Source organism: Streptomyces sp. NPDC058864, assembly GCF_042742985.1.
Taxonomy (GTDB): domain Bacteria; phylum Actinomycetota; class Actinomycetes; order Streptomycetales; family Streptomycetaceae; genus Actinacidiphila.
On record NZ_JBHYMQ010000018.1, the window covers coordinates 57,014 to 72,508 of the forward strand.

The following is a 15,495-nucleotide window of genomic DNA, read 5'->3' on the forward strand; positions in this document are numbered from 1 at the left end:
GGCCTGCCGGTGAGCGGCCGGCTGCGTACGACCCTAGCGGGGCCGTCGGTCAAACGCTTGCGCGGCTGGTCGCTCAGACGCCGACGCGGAAGCGGGCGAAGCGCTTCAGCGAGACGCCGGCCTCCTCGAGCACCTTCTGGACGGTCTTCTTGTTGTCCTTGGCGAAGGCCTGCTCGAGAACGACGTTCTCCTTGAAGTAGCCGTTGACGCGACCCTCGACGATCTTCGTCAGGGCGGCCTCGGGCTTGCCCTCCTCGCGGGCGGTGGCCTCGGCGACGCGACGCTCGTTCTCGACGGTCTCGGCCGGCACCTCCTCGCGGGACAGGAAGGTGGGGGCGAACGCGGCGATGTGCTGCGCGACGTCCTTGGCGACCTGGGCGTTCTCCTTGTCCAGCTCGACCAGGACGCCGACCTGCGGGGGCAGGTCCGGGCTGGTGCGGTGCAGGTAGGAGGCGACGTAGCCGTCGGTGAACTGCGCGAAGCGGTCCAGGACGATCTTCTCGCCGAGGGTGGCGTTGGCCTCGTCGACGTAGGCCTGGACGGTCTGGCCGTCCTTGATCTCGGAGGCGAGCAGCGTCTCCAGGTCGGCCGGCTTGGTGGCGGTGACGTGGGCGGCGATCGCGTCGGCGGTGGCGATGAACTTGTCGCCCTTGGCGACGAAGTCGGTCTCGCACTTGAGCTCGACGAGGACACCCTCGCTGTTGTCACCGGCGATCAGGGACACCACGGCGCCGTTGGAGGCAGAGCGGCCCTCGCGCTTCGTGACGCCCTTCTGGCCCTTGACGCGGAGGATCTCGACGGCCTTGTCCAGGTCGCCCTCGGCCTCCTCGAGCGCCTTCTTGCAGTCCATCATGCCCGCGGCGGTCAGCTCGCGGAGCTTCTTGACGTCGGCGGCGGTGAAGTTCGCCATGGTCTGTCAGTCTCTTCTCGGAAGTCGGTGGATCCGGTGAGCGGTGGTTCTACGGACGAACGGCGGGGGCCGGAGCCCCCGCCGTCCTCACACGCATCGGAAGGCGGGCTGAGGCTCAGGCCTGCTCGGCGTCGGCGGCGGGCGCCTCGGCGGTCTCGGCAGCGGCCTCGGCCGGAGCAGCCTCGGCGGCCGAAGCGGCCTCGGCAGCCGTCTCGGCCGGAGCGGCCTCGGCGGCGGTCTCCTCGGCCTTCGCCTTGTCGCCCTCGAGCAGCTCGCGCTCCCAGGCGGCCAGCGGCTCACCCTCGGCCTTGTCACCGGCGGTGGCGGCACCGGAGCGGGCGATGAGGCCCTCGGCGACGGCGTCGGCGATCACACGGGTCAGCAGGGTGACGGAGCGGATCGCGTCGTCGTTGCCCGGGATCTTGTAGTCGACCTCGTCGGGGTCGCAGTTGGTGTCGAGGATCGCGACGACCGGGATGCGCAGCTTGCGCGCCTCACCGACGGCGATGTGCTCCTTCTTGGTGTCCACGATCCAGACGGCGCTCGGCACCTTCTGCATCTCGCGGATGCCGCCCAGGGTCTTCTCCAGCTTCTCCTTCTCACGGGAGAGGACCAGGAGCTCCTTCTTGGTGAGGCCGGAGGCGGCCACGTCCTCGAAGTCGATCTCCTCGAGCTCCTTCAGGCGCTGCAGGCGCTTGTAGACGGTCGAGAAGTTGGTGAGCATGCCGCCCAGCCAGCGCTGGTTGACGTAGGGCATGCCGACACGGGTCGCCTGCTCGGCGATGGCCTCCTGGGCCTGCTTCTTCGTACCGACGAAGAGGATGGTGCCGCCGTGCGCGACGGTCTCCTTGACGAACTCGTAGGCGCGGTCGATGTACGACAGCGACTGGAGCAGGTCGATGATGTAGATGCCGTTGCGCTCGGTGAAGATGAAGCGCTTCATCTTCGGGTTCCAGCGGCGGGTCTGGTGCCCGAAGTGGACGCCGCTTTCCAGCAGCTCCCGCATCGTGACGACGGCCATGGCCGTACTCCTAGGGGTACTCGGTTTTCGCGGTCGCCGGACGGCGGCCACGCCTGACGCCCCGAACGCGCCGTGCCACGAGGGACCGAGGAGCGCGTCCACCGCTCGCTGTAGGGCGGTGGCGGGGCGTGCGAAGTCGACCCGGTGACCCGGATCGCCATGGAAAGTGTACGGGACCGCCGGAGCGGCGGGCGACATCGTGCCTGAGGACGGGGGCCGTCCGGGGTTGTCCACAGGCCGGTCCCATGATCGTCCGGCGGCGGCCGGATGCGTCACCGTTGGGGCATGAGGACATATGCGGTGGTGGTGTTGGCGGTACTGGCGTGGCTCGGGGGGCTCGCGCACCCGGCGGGGGCCGCGGTCCGCACGCCGGTCGTCCCGGTCGGCGGGGGCGCGGACCGGGCCTGGCCCGTGGCGCCGGGCGACGGGGGACGGCGGCCGGTCGTGGAGCGGGGGTTCGATCCGCCGGCGGTGCCGTGGGCGGCCGGGCACCGCGGGGTGGACCTGCGCGCGGGACCCGGCGCACCGGTGCGCGCGGCGGCGCCCGGGAGGGTGTCGTACGCCGGGCAGGTGGCGGGTCGCGGGGTGGTGGCGATCGAGCTCGCCGGTGGCCTGCGGATCACGTACCAGCCGGTGCTCGCCTCGGTCGCGGTGGGCGACGAGGTCGGCGCGGGCCAGGTCGTGGGGGCTCTCACGGAGGGCCCGTGGCACTGCGCCGGCGGCTGTCTGCACTGGGGGCTGCTGCGCGGGGAGGTCTACCTCGACCCGCTGTCACTGCTGCCGGACGCGATGCTGCGCGGCGGACCGTCACGGCTGCTGCCGGTCTTCGGGGTGCCCTTGCCGGACGGCCGCGGGCGGCGCGATGGCCTCGCCGTCCGGCCCGCAGGCGACCTCGCAGGTCAGCCCAGGACGCCGCGCAGGGCCATGGTGACGGCGGCGTCGGCGATGGTGTCCGGCTCCTCGGCGGCGCCGAGCTCGATCCGGCGGACGGCGGCGTCGACAACGCCCTGGAGCAGCATCGCGGTGAGCCTCGGCTCCTGGTGGCCGAGCACGGCAAGCGCCTCGACGACCATGGCGACCAGACCGCCGTGGGCGGCGCGGATCTTCTCTCGGGCGCCCGCGTCGAGTTCGCCCGCGGAGATCGCGACCACGGCCCGGTGCCGGCGGTCGCCGACGAGCGCGAGCTGGCTGCGGACGTAGGCCTCGATCTTGGCCTCGGCGGTGGGGCCGGCCGCCATGGCCGCCTCGACCTCGGCCGCCCAGACGGGGAAGTCGACGGCGCACAGCTCCTCGACGACGGCGGCACGGGAGCGGAAGTACTCGTACACCGAGGACCGGGCCAGCCCGGTGCGCTCCGCCAGGGCGGGGAAGGTCAGGGCCTCCGTCCCGCCCTCGGAGAGCAGACTGCGCGCGGCGTCCAGCAGGGCGTCGCGCTGCATCGACCGGTGCTCGGCCACCGAGGCCGCTCGAATCTTGGGCACCTCACCACTGTACGGAAGTGGTGCGCCCGCCGGGCACACCCGTCGCCAAAGCGGCGTCAACGGCCGACGTCGGCCAGTTTCGCGCGCAATTGCAGAACGGATTTGGTGTGGATCTGGCTGACCCTGCTCTCGGTGACCCCGAGCACCTGGCCGATCTCGGCGAGCGTGAGCCCCTCGTAGTAGTAGAGGGTGACCACGGTCTTCTCGCGCTCGGGCAGGGTGTTGACGGCGCGGGCCAGCAGCCGGCGCAGCTCGCGGTCCTCAGCGACCTCGACGGGATTGTCGGCGCCGGTGTCCTCCAGGGTGTCGACCAGGGTGAGCCGGTCGCCGCCCTCGGTGCCCCCGTGGAGCAGTTCCTCCAAGGCGACGACATTGGCCAGGGAGAGCTGGCTGAAGACTCCGTGCAGCTCCTCCAGGGCGATGCCCATCTCGGCGGCGACCTCCGCCTCGCTCGGGGTGCGGCGCAGGGAGGCCTCGAGGGTGGCGTAGGCGCGCTCGACGGCACGGGCCTTCTGGCGCACCGAGCGCGGGATCCAGTCCAGGGCGCGCAGCTCGTCGATCATGGCGCCCCGGATCCGGGTGATCGCGTACGTCTCGAACTTGATCGCGCGCTCCGGGTCGAACTTCTCGATGGCGTCGATGAGTCCGAAGACCCCGGAGGAGACGAAGTCCGCCTGCTCCACGTTGGCGGGCAGGCCGACGCTCACGCGCCCCGCCACGTACTTCACCAGGGGCGAGTAGTGCAGGATCAGCTGCTCGCGCAGACGCGCGTCCCCCGTGGCCTTGTAGGTCCGCCACAGCGCGTCGAGCGAGGTGGGGGCGGGCGGGCGGGGGTTTCCGGTGACGGCGGTCGCCGCCGTGCTGCCTTCGTGCCCGGGAGTGTGCCGGTGCATGCGTCGATCTGAGCCGTTCTGCGTTGACCTGAGGGACGGGCGGGACTCGAACCTCCTTGAGCGTAGCGTGATGGCAGCGTCGCTCAGGGCGACGTTCGGGCGTCCCCATAACCTCGCCATCCAGGGGGTCCCAGGTCAAGAACCGTCCTGTCACCTGATGGTGTGTTCACCGGGAGAGCGTGTCGGCTGGCGCCCTCCCTCCGCCGTGTGAGCGTTCTCGCACCCGTGCGCCAATTTCCAGTGTGGGCCGTCCCTTTCGACGAAACCGAGTGCGTGCAGCTCATGGAGCCTGGTGAGCGTGGCGTCGGGGGTGCTGCCCGCGGCGAGCGCGAGCTCCGCGCAGCCGACCCCACCCCTGGCGGGCAGGGCCTCCAGTACCCGGGCGGCCGCGGGCGGCAGCAGATCCCGCGGAAGGACCGGACCGCGGCGCTCGGGCGCGAGGTCCTCGCCGATGCGGCCGACGAGCTCGATGACGTCGGCGGCGCCGGTGACCAGGACCCCGTCGGCGCGCAGCAGCTCGTGGACCCCGTGGGACAGCGCCGAGGTGCAGGGACCCGGGACCCCCATGACGAAACGGCCCAGCTTGCGGGCCCGGCGGGCGGTGATCAGGGAACCGCTGCGGTACTGGGCCTCGATGACGACGGTGCCCCGGGTGAGGGCGGCGATCACGCGGTTGCGGAGCACGAAGCGACTGCGGGTGGGGTGCGAACCGGGCGGCAATTCACCGATGAGCAGGCCCTGTTCGGCGATGCGTCCGATCAACTCGGCATGACCCGGCGGATAGGGCACGTCCACTCCGGAGGCGACGACCCCGACGGTCGCCCCCGTCACGGAGAGCGCGCCGCGGTGCGCGGCGCCGTCGATGCCGTAGGCGGCCCCGGAGACGGTGACCCAGCCCGCCTCCGCCAGGTCCGCGCCGAGGGACGCCGCCATGTGGGAGCCGTAGTCGGTGCAGGCGCGGGCACCGACGACGGCGACCGATCGCAGCGCCCACATCCTCAGCGAGGCGCCGCCGCTCACCCAGAGCCCGTAGGGGCGCTCGTCGCCCAGGTCGTCGAGCTGCTGCGGCCAGTCCGGGTCACCGGGGCACACGAAGCGGGTGCCCGTGGCCCGGGCCGCCACCAGGTCCTGCTCGGGCCGGGTGCGGCGGGCCCGCAGGGCGTACCCGGCCGCCCGCTGCTCCCCCGCGCCGGGCAGCTCCTCACCGGCGGTGAGGGCTCGTACGGTCTCGACGGGGCCGAACTCGCGCAGCCAGGTGCCGACGAGCCCGTCGCCGGGTTCGGCGATCCGCGTCACGGCGGCCCGGGCCAGGCGCTCCCCGGGGGACGGAGGCGGCTCCTCCTCGGGGTCCGGCCCGGCGTCCCCGTCCCATGCGGGCGGCATCCGCGTCATCGCACGTCCCCCGCCGCCGTCACCATGCCGCGGCGCACACCTGTGCGCAGCTCCAGGGCGCGTTCCATGTCGACGCCGGCCGGCCGGTCACGGCCCGCGAGGTCGGCGACCGTCCAGGCCACCCGCAGGACCCGGTCGAGCCCCCGGGCGGTGAGCAGTCCGCGCTCCATGTCCCGTTCGACGGAGCGAAGGGCCCCCGGCGCCACGGCCCAGCGGGTACGCAGTTCATGACCGGGGACCTGGCTGTTGAGCCGCCACGGCGTGTCCGCGTACCGGACGGCGGCACGCTCGCGGGCCTCCCGCACCCGCCCCGCGACCACCGCGGTGGACTCGGCGGAGCCGGCGCCGCCGATCAGCTCGGAGCGTCTGACGGCCTCCACCTCCACCCGCAGGTCGACCCGGTCCAGGAGCGGCCCGGACAGCCGTCCCTGGTAGCGGCGGATCATGCTCGGCGTGCAGTCGCACAGGCCCCCGGGAGCGCCGTACCGCCCGCAGGGGCACGGATTGGCGGCGAGGACGAGCAGGAACCGCGCGGGAAGGCGGACGACCCCGGCGGCCCTGGCGATCACCACGTACCCGGACTCCAGGGGCTGACGAAGCGCGTCGAGGGTCTGACCGTTGAATTCGGGGGCCTCGTCCAGAAAGAGCACTCCTTTGTGGGAGAGCGAGACGGCACCCGGCCGCGGCAGCCCGTTCCCGCCGCCGACGAGGGACTGCATGGTCGCCGAGTGGTGCGGCGCGCAGTACGGGGGCTGGTCCACCATGTGCCGGCCGGCCGGCAGGATCCCGGCGACCGAGTGCACGGCGGTGACCTCCACCGACTCCTGGCGGGTGAGCGGCGGCAGCAGCCCGGGCAGCCGCTCGGCGAGCATCGTCTTGCCCGCGCCGGGTGGCCCCTTGAGGTAGATGTGGTGGCCGCCCGCGGCCGCGACCTCCAGGGCGGTCCTCGCGGCGCCCTGGCCGGCGACCTCGGCCAGATCGGGGGTGCCGGTGTCGGCGAGCCCCGTGCCGTGGCCTGCGCCGGGCAGCGTGAGGCCGGCCAGCATCGGGTCGGGCCGTCCGTCGGCGGGCTCCTCGTCCTCCTCGGGGGCGAGTTCGTCGTTGAGGAGTGCGATCAGCTGCCGCAGGCTGCGGACCCCGAGCACGGAGACCCCCGGCACGAGCGAGGCCTCCGCGACCGTGCGCTCTGGCACCACGACATGGCGGTACCCGGCGTCGGCCGCGGCGAGGACCGCGGGCAGCACGCCGCGGACCGGGCGGACCCGTCCGTCGAGGCCGAGCTCGCCGATCATCATCAGGTCGGCGATGTCGCGCGGGGCGACGCGGTCGTTCGCGGCGAGGACGGCGCACGCCACCGCAAGGTCGAAACCGCTGCCGCCCTTGGGCACGGAGGCCGGGCTGAGACCGACCGTGAGCTTCTTCTGCGGCCAGGTCTCACCGCTGTTCACGATGGCGGCCCGGACCCGGTCACGGCTCTCGCTGAGGCTCTTGTCGGGCAGCCCCACCAGCGTGAACGCCGCGACCCCCGCCTCCAGGTCCGCCTGGACCTCGACGACCACGCCCTCCACGCCCAGCAGCGCCACCGAACACGTACGGGCGAAGCCCATCACTCCACCCCCCGCACGTGCTCGACGCGGGCGGCGCCCCGGGCCGGCAGCACCACACCCACCACGTCGATCCGCACGCCGCCCGGCGGCGGTCCGCCGTGGTCGGCGAGCCAGCACTCGGCCAGCCGCCGCAGCCGCTCGGCCTTGCGCGGGGTGACGGCGGCCATCGGGTGCTCACCGCAGCTCTCGGCGCGTGACTTCACCTCGCACACGACGAGCGCGTCCCCGTCCGCCGCCACGATGTCGATCTCGCCGTGCCGTTCGCGGTGCCGGCACCGCCAGTTCCGCTCCAGCACGGTCATCCCGGCCTCGGTCAGCGACCGTGCCGCCAGTTCCTCGCCGTAGCGTCCGAAAGCTCCTCGGGCGTTCATCCGTACCACCTCCGTCACTCACTGTGAGGGAGGTGGCGCCCAAGAGACGATCTTGATGGAAGCCTGTGGACAACCCGCGGGCCCCGCGGGCCCCGGCGGCCTCAGCCGTTGAAGCCGGAGTCGTCCGAGGGCAGGTCGAGGTCGGCCTTGTTCAGCTCCTCGATGTTCACGTCCTTGAATGTCAGCACGCGCACCTGCTTCACGAAGCGCGCCGGCCGGTACATGTCCCACACCCACGCGTCGGCCATGGAGACCTCGAAGAACACCTCACCCTGGACCGAGTGCACCTGCATCTCGTAGTCGTTGGTGAGGTAGAAACGACGCTCCGTCTCGATCACGTACTTGAACAGGCCGACGACATCCCGGTACTCCCTGTAGAGCTTCAGCTCCATCTCGGTCTCGTACTTCTCGAGGTCCTCGGCGCTCATGGCATGTTCCCCTTCAGCCGTACGTCCCCCCATTGTGCGTCAGTCACGCTCCGTCCCCAGGTGAATCGGGGACAATGGGGGACCTTCGTCGAGCAGCGTGCGCAGCAGCCCGGCGAGCCTGGTCGGGTACACCGTCTCATGCGAGGCGAGCAGTTCCCCGCAGGTCCACCATCGCAGGCCGTCCACGCTGCGCTGTTCCAGCTCGGTGAGACCGCCGGTGTGCACCCGGAGGTCGTCGGTGCGGGCCAGGTAGTACCACTCGTCCTGCTCCCAGCGCCGGCCGTCGAAGTCGAAGGCGCACGAGCGCTCCCACAGCACCGGCCCGAGCAGGGCCGTGGTGATCCCGGTCTCCTCCGCCAGCTCGCGGCGCGCCGCGGCCTCCAGGCTCTCGCCCTCCTCCACCCCGCCGCCCGGGGTGAACCACCAGGTGACGGACGGGTCGTCCGGTTCGTACCCGTGCAGCAGCAGGATCCGGTCGGAGGGGTCGAGCAGGACGACCCGGGCCGCGCGCCTGCGCATGGTTACCGCGCCGCCCGACGTCGCCGGGCCCGGTCCGCGACCGGGCCGTAGGCCGCACCCGCGAAGATCAGGACCACGCCGGCCGCGATCGCCACGCCCACCGTGCGCAGCGGACCGGGATCGGAGGGGCCGTCGCCCGGCAGGGCAGCCGCGGCAAAGGCCCCGGTCCGGTCGACCATGCCCGCCCGGCCGAACGGCCAGACCACGCCGTCGACCCGCGCCGACACCGTGCTGCGCGGCACGGAGCCGTTGGCGGCGTCGCCGAGGCGGAAGCGGGAGTCCTCCGACGTCGCCCGGTTGTCACCCATCATGAACAGGTTGCCCCGGGGCACGGTGGCCGAGAAGGAGGTCGGTGAGGCCGGGCTCCCGGTGTCCAGGCGGTACGGCTCGTCGACCGGCTTGCCGTCGACGGTGAGCCGCCCCTGCTTGTCGCAGCAGGCCACCTTGTCACCGCCGACCGCCACGACCCGCTTCACCATGGGCACGTCGCCCCAGAGCGGGTCGGTGAAGACCACGACGTCCCCGCGCCGCACCTCGGAGCCGTCGATCCGCTGGGCGAGGATCTTGTCGCCCGCGTCCACGGTCGGGGTCATCGATCCGGTGGGGACGGTGTACGGCCGGTAGACCAGCGCCCCCCAGACGAAACCGCCCAGGAAGAGGACACAGCCGAGGGCGACGGCCAGACCGGAGACCATCCGTCCGGTCCGTCCGCCGCCCTGTTCGCCCGCTCGCCCCGTCGCCGTCCGCGTGCCCGTGCGTGTGCTCGTGCTCATGCGTCCGCACCCTACCCGGGGGTACGGACCGGCGGCAGCCCTCTCAGCCGGTCCGGTTGATCAGGCGCCGCCGCCACATCACCAGCGGGACCGCACCGGCCAGTCCGCCCGCGACCGGCAGACCCGCGGCCGTCGCGTTGATGCCGGGCTGGTCGAAGGTGCTGGGCACGGGAAGGGTCGACCAGTTGCCGATCGGCCAGGCCACGACGACCGCGCGGCCGACGACCTCGTCCACGGAGACCGTGCCGTTGCCCGGCAGGTTCTGGTGGTAACGCGAGTCCAGGGAGTCCTGCCGGTGGTCGCCCATGACCCAGATGCGGCCCTGCGGGACCTTGATCGGGCCGAAGGGACGGTCGCCGCAGGGGGTGTTCCCCGGGTAGATGTACGGCTCGTCCAGCGCCTTGCCGTTCACCTTGACCGGGCCGGTGCCCTTGCACTCCACCGTGTCGCCACCGACCGCGATGACCCGCTTGATCAGGTCCTTCTCCTCCGCGGACGGCATGAGACCGACGAAGCTCAGACCCTTCTGGATCGCGTTCGTCACCGGGTTGGTGTCCACCGGGACGGTCTCGCCGAGCCAGCCGCCCGGGTCGTGGAAGACCACGACCTCGCCGCGCTCCGGCTCGGAGCCGAACCAGGGCGTGAGCTTGTCGACCAGGACACGGTCGCCGATCCTGAGCGTGTTCTCCATCGACGCCGAGGGGATGGAGAACGCCTGCAGCAGGAACGTCTTGATCAGCCAGGCCAGCGCGAGGGCGATGACGATCAGCAGCGGCAGCTCCTTCCAGAAGGAGCGCTGCTGCTGCTTCTTCTCCCCGCCGCCGTCACGGTCGTCCGTGTCCCTCGCCTCTTCGGAGGTCTCCGCGCCCGCGTCCGGGCCCTTCTTTCCTACCGGCGCCTCGCCGTTGCCCGCCGAGCCGCCCGACATGGGGTCCCGATCCTCCGGCTCTCCGCGTCCGGACCTTGCGCCGACCACCAGGTCCCCCACATCCACTCCCTACTCCGCTTGCTGCGCGCTGCCGCCCGCGCCATGTGCGGCGCAAGCCCACTGCCCCCATAACGAGCGGAAGTTCCGCAGGAGTCGGGAGCGGGGTCATTCCTTGCCGATTGTTGGATGTTGCCACTCCCGGACCCGCCCTCGCGGCAGACGCGCCCGAACCCCCGGCCGCGGCGACGCCGGCATACGTCGCCGGTTCCTTCAGCCCCGCCCAGTGGCCCATCGGCCAGGCCACGGCGAACGCCCTGCCCACCACCAGGCTTTCGGGCACGGTGCCGTTGCCCGCGTCCTTGAGGTGGAAGCGGGAGTCCGCGGAGTTGGAGCGGTGGTCGCCCATCACGAAGAGCCGGTTGGGCGGGACCTTGACCGTGAACTTGATCTCCGACGGCGGATTCCCGGGATGGATGTAGGGCTCGTCCAGCGGGGTCCCGTTGACGGTGACCTTCCCCTGGGCGTCGCAGCACTTCACCGTGTCGCCGCCCACCGCGACCACCCGCTTGATCAGGTCCTGCTCGTCCGCGGACGGCAGCAGTCCGATGAAGGTGAAGAACTCCTTGACCTGCTTGACGACCACCGGGTCCTCGCCGGACTGGGCCTGTTCGCCGTCCAGCCAGTTGCCCGGGTCCTTGAACACCACCACGTCGCCGCGCTGCGGACGGGAGCCGAACCACGGCGTGAGCTTGTCGACGACGACGCGGTCGCCGATCCTGATCGTCTGCTCCATCGAGCCCGAGGGGATGACGAAGGCCTGCAGCAGGAAGGTCTTGAGCACCAGCGCGATCAGCAGCGCGACCCCGATGAGCAGGGGTATCTCCTTGGCGGCGGAACGACGGCGCCTGCGCTTGACCTTCCGCGCCAGCTTGCGCCGGTCGGCCCGGCCGCCGCCCCTGCGCGGGCCCGCCGGCTCCTCGCCCAGGTACTCGGCTCGGCTCGGCTGGCCGGGACGCGCCCGACCGCGGCTACCCATGGGCGCCGTCGAGGGATCGGCGGCGGCCCAGCGGCCAAATGGTCGCCTCCGCCCGGCCGATCACCTTGTCCACCGGAACCGTGCCCCCGCCGGGGTCACCGAGATGGTCACGGGAATCCCGGCTGTCGGCACGGTGGTCACCCATCACCCACAGCCTCCCCTTCGGAACCTCGATGTCGAACGCTACCCGGGACGGCGTGTCCCCGGGATAAAGATAGGTCTCCTCCAGCGGGCGCCCGTTGACGGTGATCCTGCCCCCCTCGTCACAGCAGGTCACCCGGTCCCCACCGACACCGACGACGCGCTTGACGAAGTCGGTCCCGCCGGAGTCCTGCACGAACGAACCCTTGCCGTCGAACACCACGATGTCGCCCCTGGCCGGCGTACTGCCGAAACGGTACGCCAGTTTGTTGACAAGCACCCGGTCCCCGGCCCGCAGGGTGTTCTCCATCGACCCGCTGGGGATCTCGAAGGGCTGCGCCACGAAGACGTTGACCAGCGCGACCACGGCCGCGGCCGCCACGACGAGCAGCGCGTACCGCTGTGTACGTACGCCGAAGCGCGACCGCTCATCCCGCCGTTCGGCGGCATCGGCGCGGTCGCGCTCCGGGGGGTGTACCTCTGTGTCCATCGAGCGCAGAGCCTATAGGGCTCCGCATGCGCCCGGCGGGCTCAGCGCTCGCGCTTCTCCTTGATCTTCGCGGCCTTGCCGCGCAGCTCACGGAGGTAGTACAGCTTGGCGCGACGCACGTCACCGCGGGTCACGAGCTCGATCTTCTCGAAGATCGGGCTGTGCACCGGGAAGGTACGCTCGACGCCGACGCTGAAGGAGACCTTGCGCACCGTGAAGGTCTCACGGACGCCGGAACCCTGGCGACGGATGACAACGCCCTTGAACTGCTGGATACGGGAGCGGTTGCCCTCGATCACGCGGACGTGGACGTTGACGGTGTCACCCGGGCGGAAGGCCGGGACGTCGCTGCGCAGCGACGCGGCGTCGACGGTGTCGAGCACGTGGGACATGTTCGTCTGCTTTCTTCGCCCATGCCACAGGTCATCGGCGGATTGTGGTGGTGATACGAATGCCGGCCCGTCGGACGGTCGTCATGTCCCCCTGTGGCAGGGGCGCACGCCGGACGCACTACGGCAGCCGCCTATTCTTCCACGGACTCCGCGGCTCGCCCAAATCGCCCGTCCTCGCCGAGCACCCAGCCGAGTGCGGCGAGCATCGAGCGGTCCTTCTTGTCCAGGGTCGCCGGGTCGCAGCGCTCGATCAGGTCGGGGCGGTTCTCCGAGGTACGGCGGAAGGCCTCGTCGCGGCGCCAGCGGGCGACCTTGCCGTGGTGGCCGCTGAGCAGCACCTCCGGCACGCCGCGGTCGCGCCAGACCGGGGGCTTGGTGAAGACCGGGCCCTCCAGCAGGTCGGCCATCGCGCCGGGGGCGAAGGAGTCGTCGCGGTGGGACTCGGCGTTGCCGAGTACGCCGGGCAGCAGGCGGGCGACCGCCTCGACCATGACCAGGACCGGGGCCTCGCCGCCGGCCAGTACGTAGTCGCCGATGGAGACCTCGCGGACGTCGAGCCGGTCGCCGTACTCCTCGATGACCCGCCGGTCGATGCCCTCGTAGCGGGCGGGGGTGAAGACCAGCCAGGGCTTCCCGGACAGCTCGACCGCGAGCTCCTGGGTGAAGGGGCGGCCGCTCGGGGTGGGGACCACCAGCACGGGCTCACCCTCGCCCGAATCCAGGACCGCGTCCAGGGCCTCGCCCCACGGCTCGGGCTTCATGACCATGCCGGGCCCGCCGCCGTAGGGGGTGTCGTCGACCGTGTTGTGCCGGTCGTGGGTCCACTCGCGCAGGTCGTGGAGGCGTACGTCCAACTGGCCGCGCGCCCGGGCCTTGCCGACCAGGGAGACGTTCAGCGGCTCCAGGTACTCGGGGAAGATCGTGACGACGTCGATGCGCATGGTCCTACTGCTCCGCCTCGGCCTCGTCCAGCAGGCCGGGCGGGGGGTCGATGACCGCCCGCTGCTGCTCGAGGTCGATCTCGGGGACGATCTCGGCGACGAAGGGCACCATCACCTCGCTGCCGTCCGGCCGTTCGACAACCAGCAGGTCGTGGAACGGCAGGTGGGAGATCTCCTTGATCCGGCCGACCTCGGTCCCGTCGGTGGTGACCACGTCGAGGTCGACCAGCTGGTGGTCGTAGAACTCCTCGGGGTCCTCCGGCGTCTCGTCCGGGTCGACGTCGGCGATGAGCAGGACGTTGCGCAGTGCCTCGGCACCGGTGCGGTCCTTGACACCCGCGAAGCGCAGCATCAGCCGGCCGCTGTGCACCCGGCCGGTCTCGACGGTGAGCGGGCCGGCCGAGGCCGGGTCCGTGACGAGCACGGCGCCCGGGGCGAGCCGCAGTTCCGGCTCGTCGGTGCGCACCTCCACCGAGACCTCGCCCTTGATGCCATGGGCGCGGCCGATGCGTCCCACTACCAGCTGCACTTGTTCGCGCTCCTGTGCTCACGTGTCGGATAAGACCACGGGCCGGGGGCGGCCCGATTGCCACCCCCGGCCCGTGCCGGTGCTGCGTACCTCAGCGGACGTTGTCCACGTCGACGAGGTCGACGCGTACACCCCGTCCGCCGATCGCGCCCACGACGGTGCGCAGGGCGCGGGCGGTGCGGCCGTTGCGGCCGATCACCTTGCCGAGGTCGTCGGGGTGCACCCGGACCTCGAGGACCTTCCCGCGGCGCAGGGTGCGCGCGGCGACCTGCACCTCGTCGGGATTGTCGACGATGCCCTTGACCAGGTGCTCGAGGGCCTCCTCGAGCACGATCAGGCCTCGGTCGACTCGGCCGCCTCGGCGGCCTCGTCCTTCTTGTCGGACTTCTTGGCCTTCTGGGTGATGGCCTCACCCTTGGGCTCGTCACCGGCGTCCTTGGCGGCGGCCTCGAAGAGGGCGCGCTTGTCGGCCTTGGGCTCGGCGACCAGGAGCGGGGCCGGAGCCGGCTCGCCCTTGAACTTCTGCCAGTCGCCGGTCTTCTTCAGGATGGCGAGCACGGGCTCGGTCGGCTGCGCGCCGACACCCAGCCAGTACGCGACGCGATCGGCGTTGACCTCGATGCGCGACGGGTTCTGGACCGGGTGGTACAGACCGATCTCCTCGATGGCCCGGCCGTCACGGCGGGTACGGGAGTCGGCGACGACGATGCGGTAGTGAGGCGAACGGATCTTGCCCAGACGCTTCAGCTTGATCTTGACTGCCACGGGAGTGGGTTCTCCTGGTGTTGACGTGGTTGGGCAGGCCGGACCGCCACGTGGGGTTGTGGAGCCGGTCGCCCGACGGACGCGTCAGCCGAAGGAGAGAGGGGTCCTGCACGGCTGCCGAGTGCTCAGCTGACCATTCTGCCATACGGCGGGCATGCCGCCGTACGCCGGCGACCCCGCCGGCGGTGTCCCCCGTGCCGTTCCGCCCCCGTGCCGCGGCGTGCGCTCACGCGACCGCCGCGGCCTCCGGAATCCGGAACGGTGTACCGCACGCCCCGCAGACGATCGGCGCCTGCGCGAGCACGGACGGCACGACCCGGACGTTGCGTCCGCAGTCGCAGACCGCCTTCACCCGTACGCCTCCGCCCGAGGACCCGTGCCGGGCGGCGGGCCCGCGGAAACTGCGGGCGGTGTCGGCGGCGGTCGCCGCGGTGTGCGCTCTGAGCGCGCGCTGCAGGCGGTCGATCGTCGCCCGGTAGCGCTTCTTGGTGTCCGGGCGCAGCTGGACCAGGGAGAAGCCGCTGCTGGGGTGCGGCTCCTCGGAGTGGTCGAGGCCGAGCTCGTCGGCGATGGCGAGGAATCGACGGTTGTGGTAGCGACCTGCCCGCGAGGTGTCCCGGACGCCGCGTGCGGCGGCGACTCCGTGGACGGCCTCGTGCAGCAGGCGCTCGAAGGAGAGCTCCGTGCCGCACGCGGACGAGGACTCTCCGATCAGGGACTCGGGGGCGGCCAGGTCGGGCAGTTCGGGATGGTGCCGTTGAATGTCGGCCCATGCGACTGCCAGCTCGGCGGCGAGGACTGGTGGTGTCGTGCTCACGTCGTGACAACGAGCCGGGGGCGCCCTGTGTTCCGATACCGGGCCATCCCAAATATTTTGC

At 71.8% G+C, this 15,495-nt stretch carries 19 protein-coding genes and 1 pseudogene; 1 reads left to right on the forward strand and 19 read right to left on the reverse strand.

The window, feature by feature from the left end; translation table 11 throughout:
- Positions 1-73: 73 nt before the first annotated feature.
- Positions 74-910: a translation elongation factor Ts gene (gene tsf / locus ACFW3D_RS16710; protein ID WP_500504880.1), complete on the reverse strand. Its 837-nt coding sequence runs from the start codon at positions 908-910 to the stop codon at positions 74-76.
- Between the two features lie 115 nt (positions 911-1,025).
- Complete coding sequence (rpsB, locus tag ACFW3D_RS16715; protein WP_500504881.1) at positions 1,026-1,931, reverse strand: 30S ribosomal protein S2; 906 nt, start codon at positions 1,929-1,931, stop codon at positions 1,026-1,028.
- A gap of 285 nt (positions 1,932-2,216) precedes the next feature.
- Between rpsB and ACFW3D_RS16720 the strand changes: the two are divergent.
- Positions 2,217-2,639, forward strand: a pseudogene (locus tag ACFW3D_RS16720) (peptidoglycan DD-metalloendopeptidase family protein); the annotation flags it as partial.
- A gap of 191 nt (positions 2,640-2,830) precedes the next feature.
- Here the strand turns inward: ACFW3D_RS16720 and ACFW3D_RS16725 are convergent.
- The 17 genes from ACFW3D_RS16725 to ACFW3D_RS16805 all read right to left on the reverse strand — a co-directional run bounded on the left by ACFW3D_RS16725 (position 2,831) and on the right by ACFW3D_RS16805 (position 15,434).
- Positions 2,831-3,388 (reverse strand): TetR/AcrR family transcriptional regulator, encoded by a 558-nt coding sequence (locus ACFW3D_RS16725; protein WP_500504941.1) that lies wholly within the window; start codon positions 3,386-3,388, stop codon positions 2,831-2,833.
- Positions 3,389-3,468: 80 nt separating this feature from the next.
- A complete protein-coding gene (gene whiG, locus ACFW3D_RS16730) occupies positions 3,469-4,305 on the reverse strand; it encodes an RNA polymerase sigma factor WhiG (RefSeq protein ID WP_500504882.1) in 837 nt (278 codons plus the stop codon).
- Between the two features lie 150 nt (positions 4,306-4,455).
- Positions 4,456-5,688 carry a DNA-processing protein DprA gene (gene dprA, locus ACFW3D_RS16735; RefSeq protein WP_500504883.1) on the reverse strand — a complete coding sequence of 411 codons (1,233 nt, stop codon included), beginning with the start codon at positions 5,686-5,688 and terminating at the stop codon, positions 4,456-4,458.
- Between the two features lie 5 nt (positions 5,689-5,693).
- Positions 5,694-7,304 (reverse strand): YifB family Mg chelatase-like AAA ATPase, encoded by a 1,611-nt coding sequence (locus ACFW3D_RS16740; RefSeq protein ID WP_500504884.1) that lies wholly within the window; start codon positions 7,302-7,304, stop codon positions 5,694-5,696.
- Positions 7,304-7,675, reverse strand: a complete 372-nt coding sequence (locus ACFW3D_RS16745; protein ID WP_500504885.1) for a YraN family protein — start codon at positions 7,673-7,675, stop codon at positions 7,304-7,306. Before ACFW3D_RS16745 ends, ACFW3D_RS16740 begins: the two co-directional genes overlap by 1 nt.
- A 101-nt stretch (positions 7,676-7,776) precedes the next feature.
- Positions 7,777-8,103: a DUF2469 domain-containing protein gene (locus ACFW3D_RS16750; RefSeq protein WP_018562949.1), complete on the reverse strand. Its 327-nt coding sequence runs from the start codon at positions 8,101-8,103 to the stop codon at positions 7,777-7,779.
- 39 nt (positions 8,104-8,142) lie between these two features.
- Positions 8,143-8,622, reverse strand: a complete 480-nt coding sequence (locus ACFW3D_RS16755; RefSeq protein ID WP_500504886.1) for an NUDIX hydrolase — start codon at positions 8,620-8,622, stop codon at positions 8,143-8,145.
- 2 nt (positions 8,623-8,624) lie between these two features.
- Positions 8,625-9,395: a signal peptidase I gene (lepB, locus tag ACFW3D_RS16760; protein ID WP_500504887.1), complete on the reverse strand. Its 771-nt coding sequence runs from the start codon at positions 9,393-9,395 to the stop codon at positions 8,625-8,627.
- A 43-nt stretch (positions 9,396-9,438) separates the two neighbouring features.
- On the reverse strand, positions 9,439-10,323 hold the full coding sequence (gene lepB, locus ACFW3D_RS16765; RefSeq protein ID WP_500504888.1) for a signal peptidase I: 885 nt from the start codon (positions 10,321-10,323) through the stop codon (positions 9,439-9,441).
- Positions 10,220-11,359: a signal peptidase I gene (gene lepB, locus ACFW3D_RS16770; protein ID WP_500504889.1), complete on the reverse strand. Its 1,140-nt coding sequence runs from the start codon at positions 11,357-11,359 to the stop codon at positions 10,220-10,222. The genes lepB (ACFW3D_RS16765) and lepB (ACFW3D_RS16770) overlap by 104 nt, the downstream gene beginning before the upstream one ends.
- Complete coding sequence (lepB, locus tag ACFW3D_RS16775) at positions 11,352-11,990, reverse strand: signal peptidase I (RefSeq protein WP_500504890.1); 639 nt, start codon at positions 11,988-11,990, stop codon at positions 11,352-11,354. The genes lepB (ACFW3D_RS16770) and lepB (ACFW3D_RS16775) overlap by 8 nt, the downstream gene beginning before the upstream one ends.
- Before the next feature lie 41 nt (positions 11,991-12,031).
- Entirely contained in the window at positions 12,032-12,382 is a 351-nt protein-coding gene (gene rplS / locus ACFW3D_RS16780) for a 50S ribosomal protein L19 (protein ID WP_500504891.1), read from the reverse strand.
- 131 nt (positions 12,383-12,513) lie between these two features.
- On the reverse strand, positions 12,514-13,323 hold the full coding sequence (gene trmD / locus ACFW3D_RS16785; protein WP_500504892.1) for a tRNA (guanosine(37)-N1)-methyltransferase TrmD: 810 nt from the start codon (positions 13,321-13,323) through the stop codon (positions 12,514-12,516).
- A gap of 4 nt (positions 13,324-13,327) precedes the next feature.
- Positions 13,328-13,852 carry a ribosome maturation factor RimM gene (gene rimM / locus ACFW3D_RS16790; RefSeq protein ID WP_500504893.1) on the reverse strand — a complete coding sequence of 175 codons (525 nt, stop codon included), beginning with the start codon at positions 13,850-13,852 and terminating at the stop codon, positions 13,328-13,330.
- A gap of 91 nt (positions 13,853-13,943) precedes the next feature.
- Positions 13,944-14,183, reverse strand: coding sequence for an RNA-binding protein (locus ACFW3D_RS16795; protein ID WP_018562958.1), 240 nt, complete (start codon positions 14,181-14,183; stop codon positions 13,944-13,946).
- Positions 14,184-14,185: 2 nt separating this feature from the next.
- Entirely contained in the window at positions 14,186-14,617 is a 432-nt protein-coding gene (gene rpsP / locus ACFW3D_RS16800; protein ID WP_018562959.1) for a 30S ribosomal protein S16, read from the reverse strand.
- A gap of 226 nt (positions 14,618-14,843) precedes the next feature.
- Positions 14,844-15,434 carry a hypothetical protein gene (locus tag ACFW3D_RS16805; RefSeq protein ID WP_319140678.1) on the reverse strand — a complete coding sequence of 197 codons (591 nt, stop codon included), beginning with the start codon at positions 15,432-15,434 and terminating at the stop codon, positions 14,844-14,846.
- Between the last annotated feature and the right edge of the window lie 61 nt (positions 15,435-15,495).

What these genes read in the sequence shown, in the direction of transcription:
- tsf (WP_500504880.1), bottom strand. Translation starts at nt 910, where the DNA reads ATGGCGAACTTCACCGCCGCCGACGTCAAGAAGCTCCGCGAGCTGACC.
- rpsB (WP_500504881.1), bottom strand. Translation starts at nt 1,931, where the DNA reads ATGGCCGTCGTCACGATGCGGGAGCTGCTGGAAAGCGGCGTCCACTTC.
- whiG (WP_500504882.1), bottom strand. Translation starts at nt 4,305, where the DNA reads ATGCACCGGCACACTCCCGGGCACGAAGGCAGCACGGCGGCGACCGCC.
- dprA (WP_500504883.1), bottom strand. Translation starts at nt 5,688, where the DNA reads ATGCCGCCCGCATGGGACGGGGACGCCGGGCCGGACCCCGAGGAGGAG.
- ACFW3D_RS16740 (WP_500504884.1), bottom strand. Translation starts at nt 7,304, where the DNA reads ATGGGCTTCGCCCGTACGTGTTCGGTGGCGCTGCTGGGCGTGGAGGGC.
- ACFW3D_RS16745 (WP_500504885.1), bottom strand. Translation starts at nt 7,675, where the DNA reads ATGAACGCCCGAGGAGCTTTCGGACGCTACGGCGAGGAACTGGCGGCA.
- ACFW3D_RS16750 (WP_018562949.1), bottom strand. Translation starts at nt 8,103, where the DNA reads ATGAGCGCCGAGGACCTCGAGAAGTACGAGACCGAGATGGAGCTGAAG.
- ACFW3D_RS16755 (WP_500504886.1), bottom strand. Translation starts at nt 8,622, where the DNA reads ATGCGCAGGCGCGCGGCCCGGGTCGTCCTGCTCGACCCCTCCGACCGG.
- lepB (WP_500504887.1), bottom strand. Translation starts at nt 9,395, where the DNA reads ATGAGCACGAGCACACGCACGGGCACGCGGACGGCGACGGGGCGAGCG.
- lepB (WP_500504888.1), bottom strand. Translation starts at nt 10,323, where the DNA reads ATGTCGGGCGGCTCGGCGGGCAACGGCGAGGCGCCGGTAGGAAAGAAG.
- lepB (WP_500504889.1), bottom strand. Translation starts at nt 11,359, where the DNA reads ATGGGTAGCCGCGGTCGGGCGCGTCCCGGCCAGCCGAGCCGAGCCGAG.
- lepB (WP_500504890.1), bottom strand. Translation starts at nt 11,990, where the DNA reads ATGGACACAGAGGTACACCCCCCGGAGCGCGACCGCGCCGATGCCGCC.
- rplS (WP_500504891.1), bottom strand. Translation starts at nt 12,382, where the DNA reads ATGTCCCACGTGCTCGACACCGTCGACGCCGCGTCGCTGCGCAGCGAC.
- trmD (WP_500504892.1), bottom strand. Translation starts at nt 13,323, where the DNA reads ATGCGCATCGACGTCGTCACGATCTTCCCCGAGTACCTGGAGCCGCTG.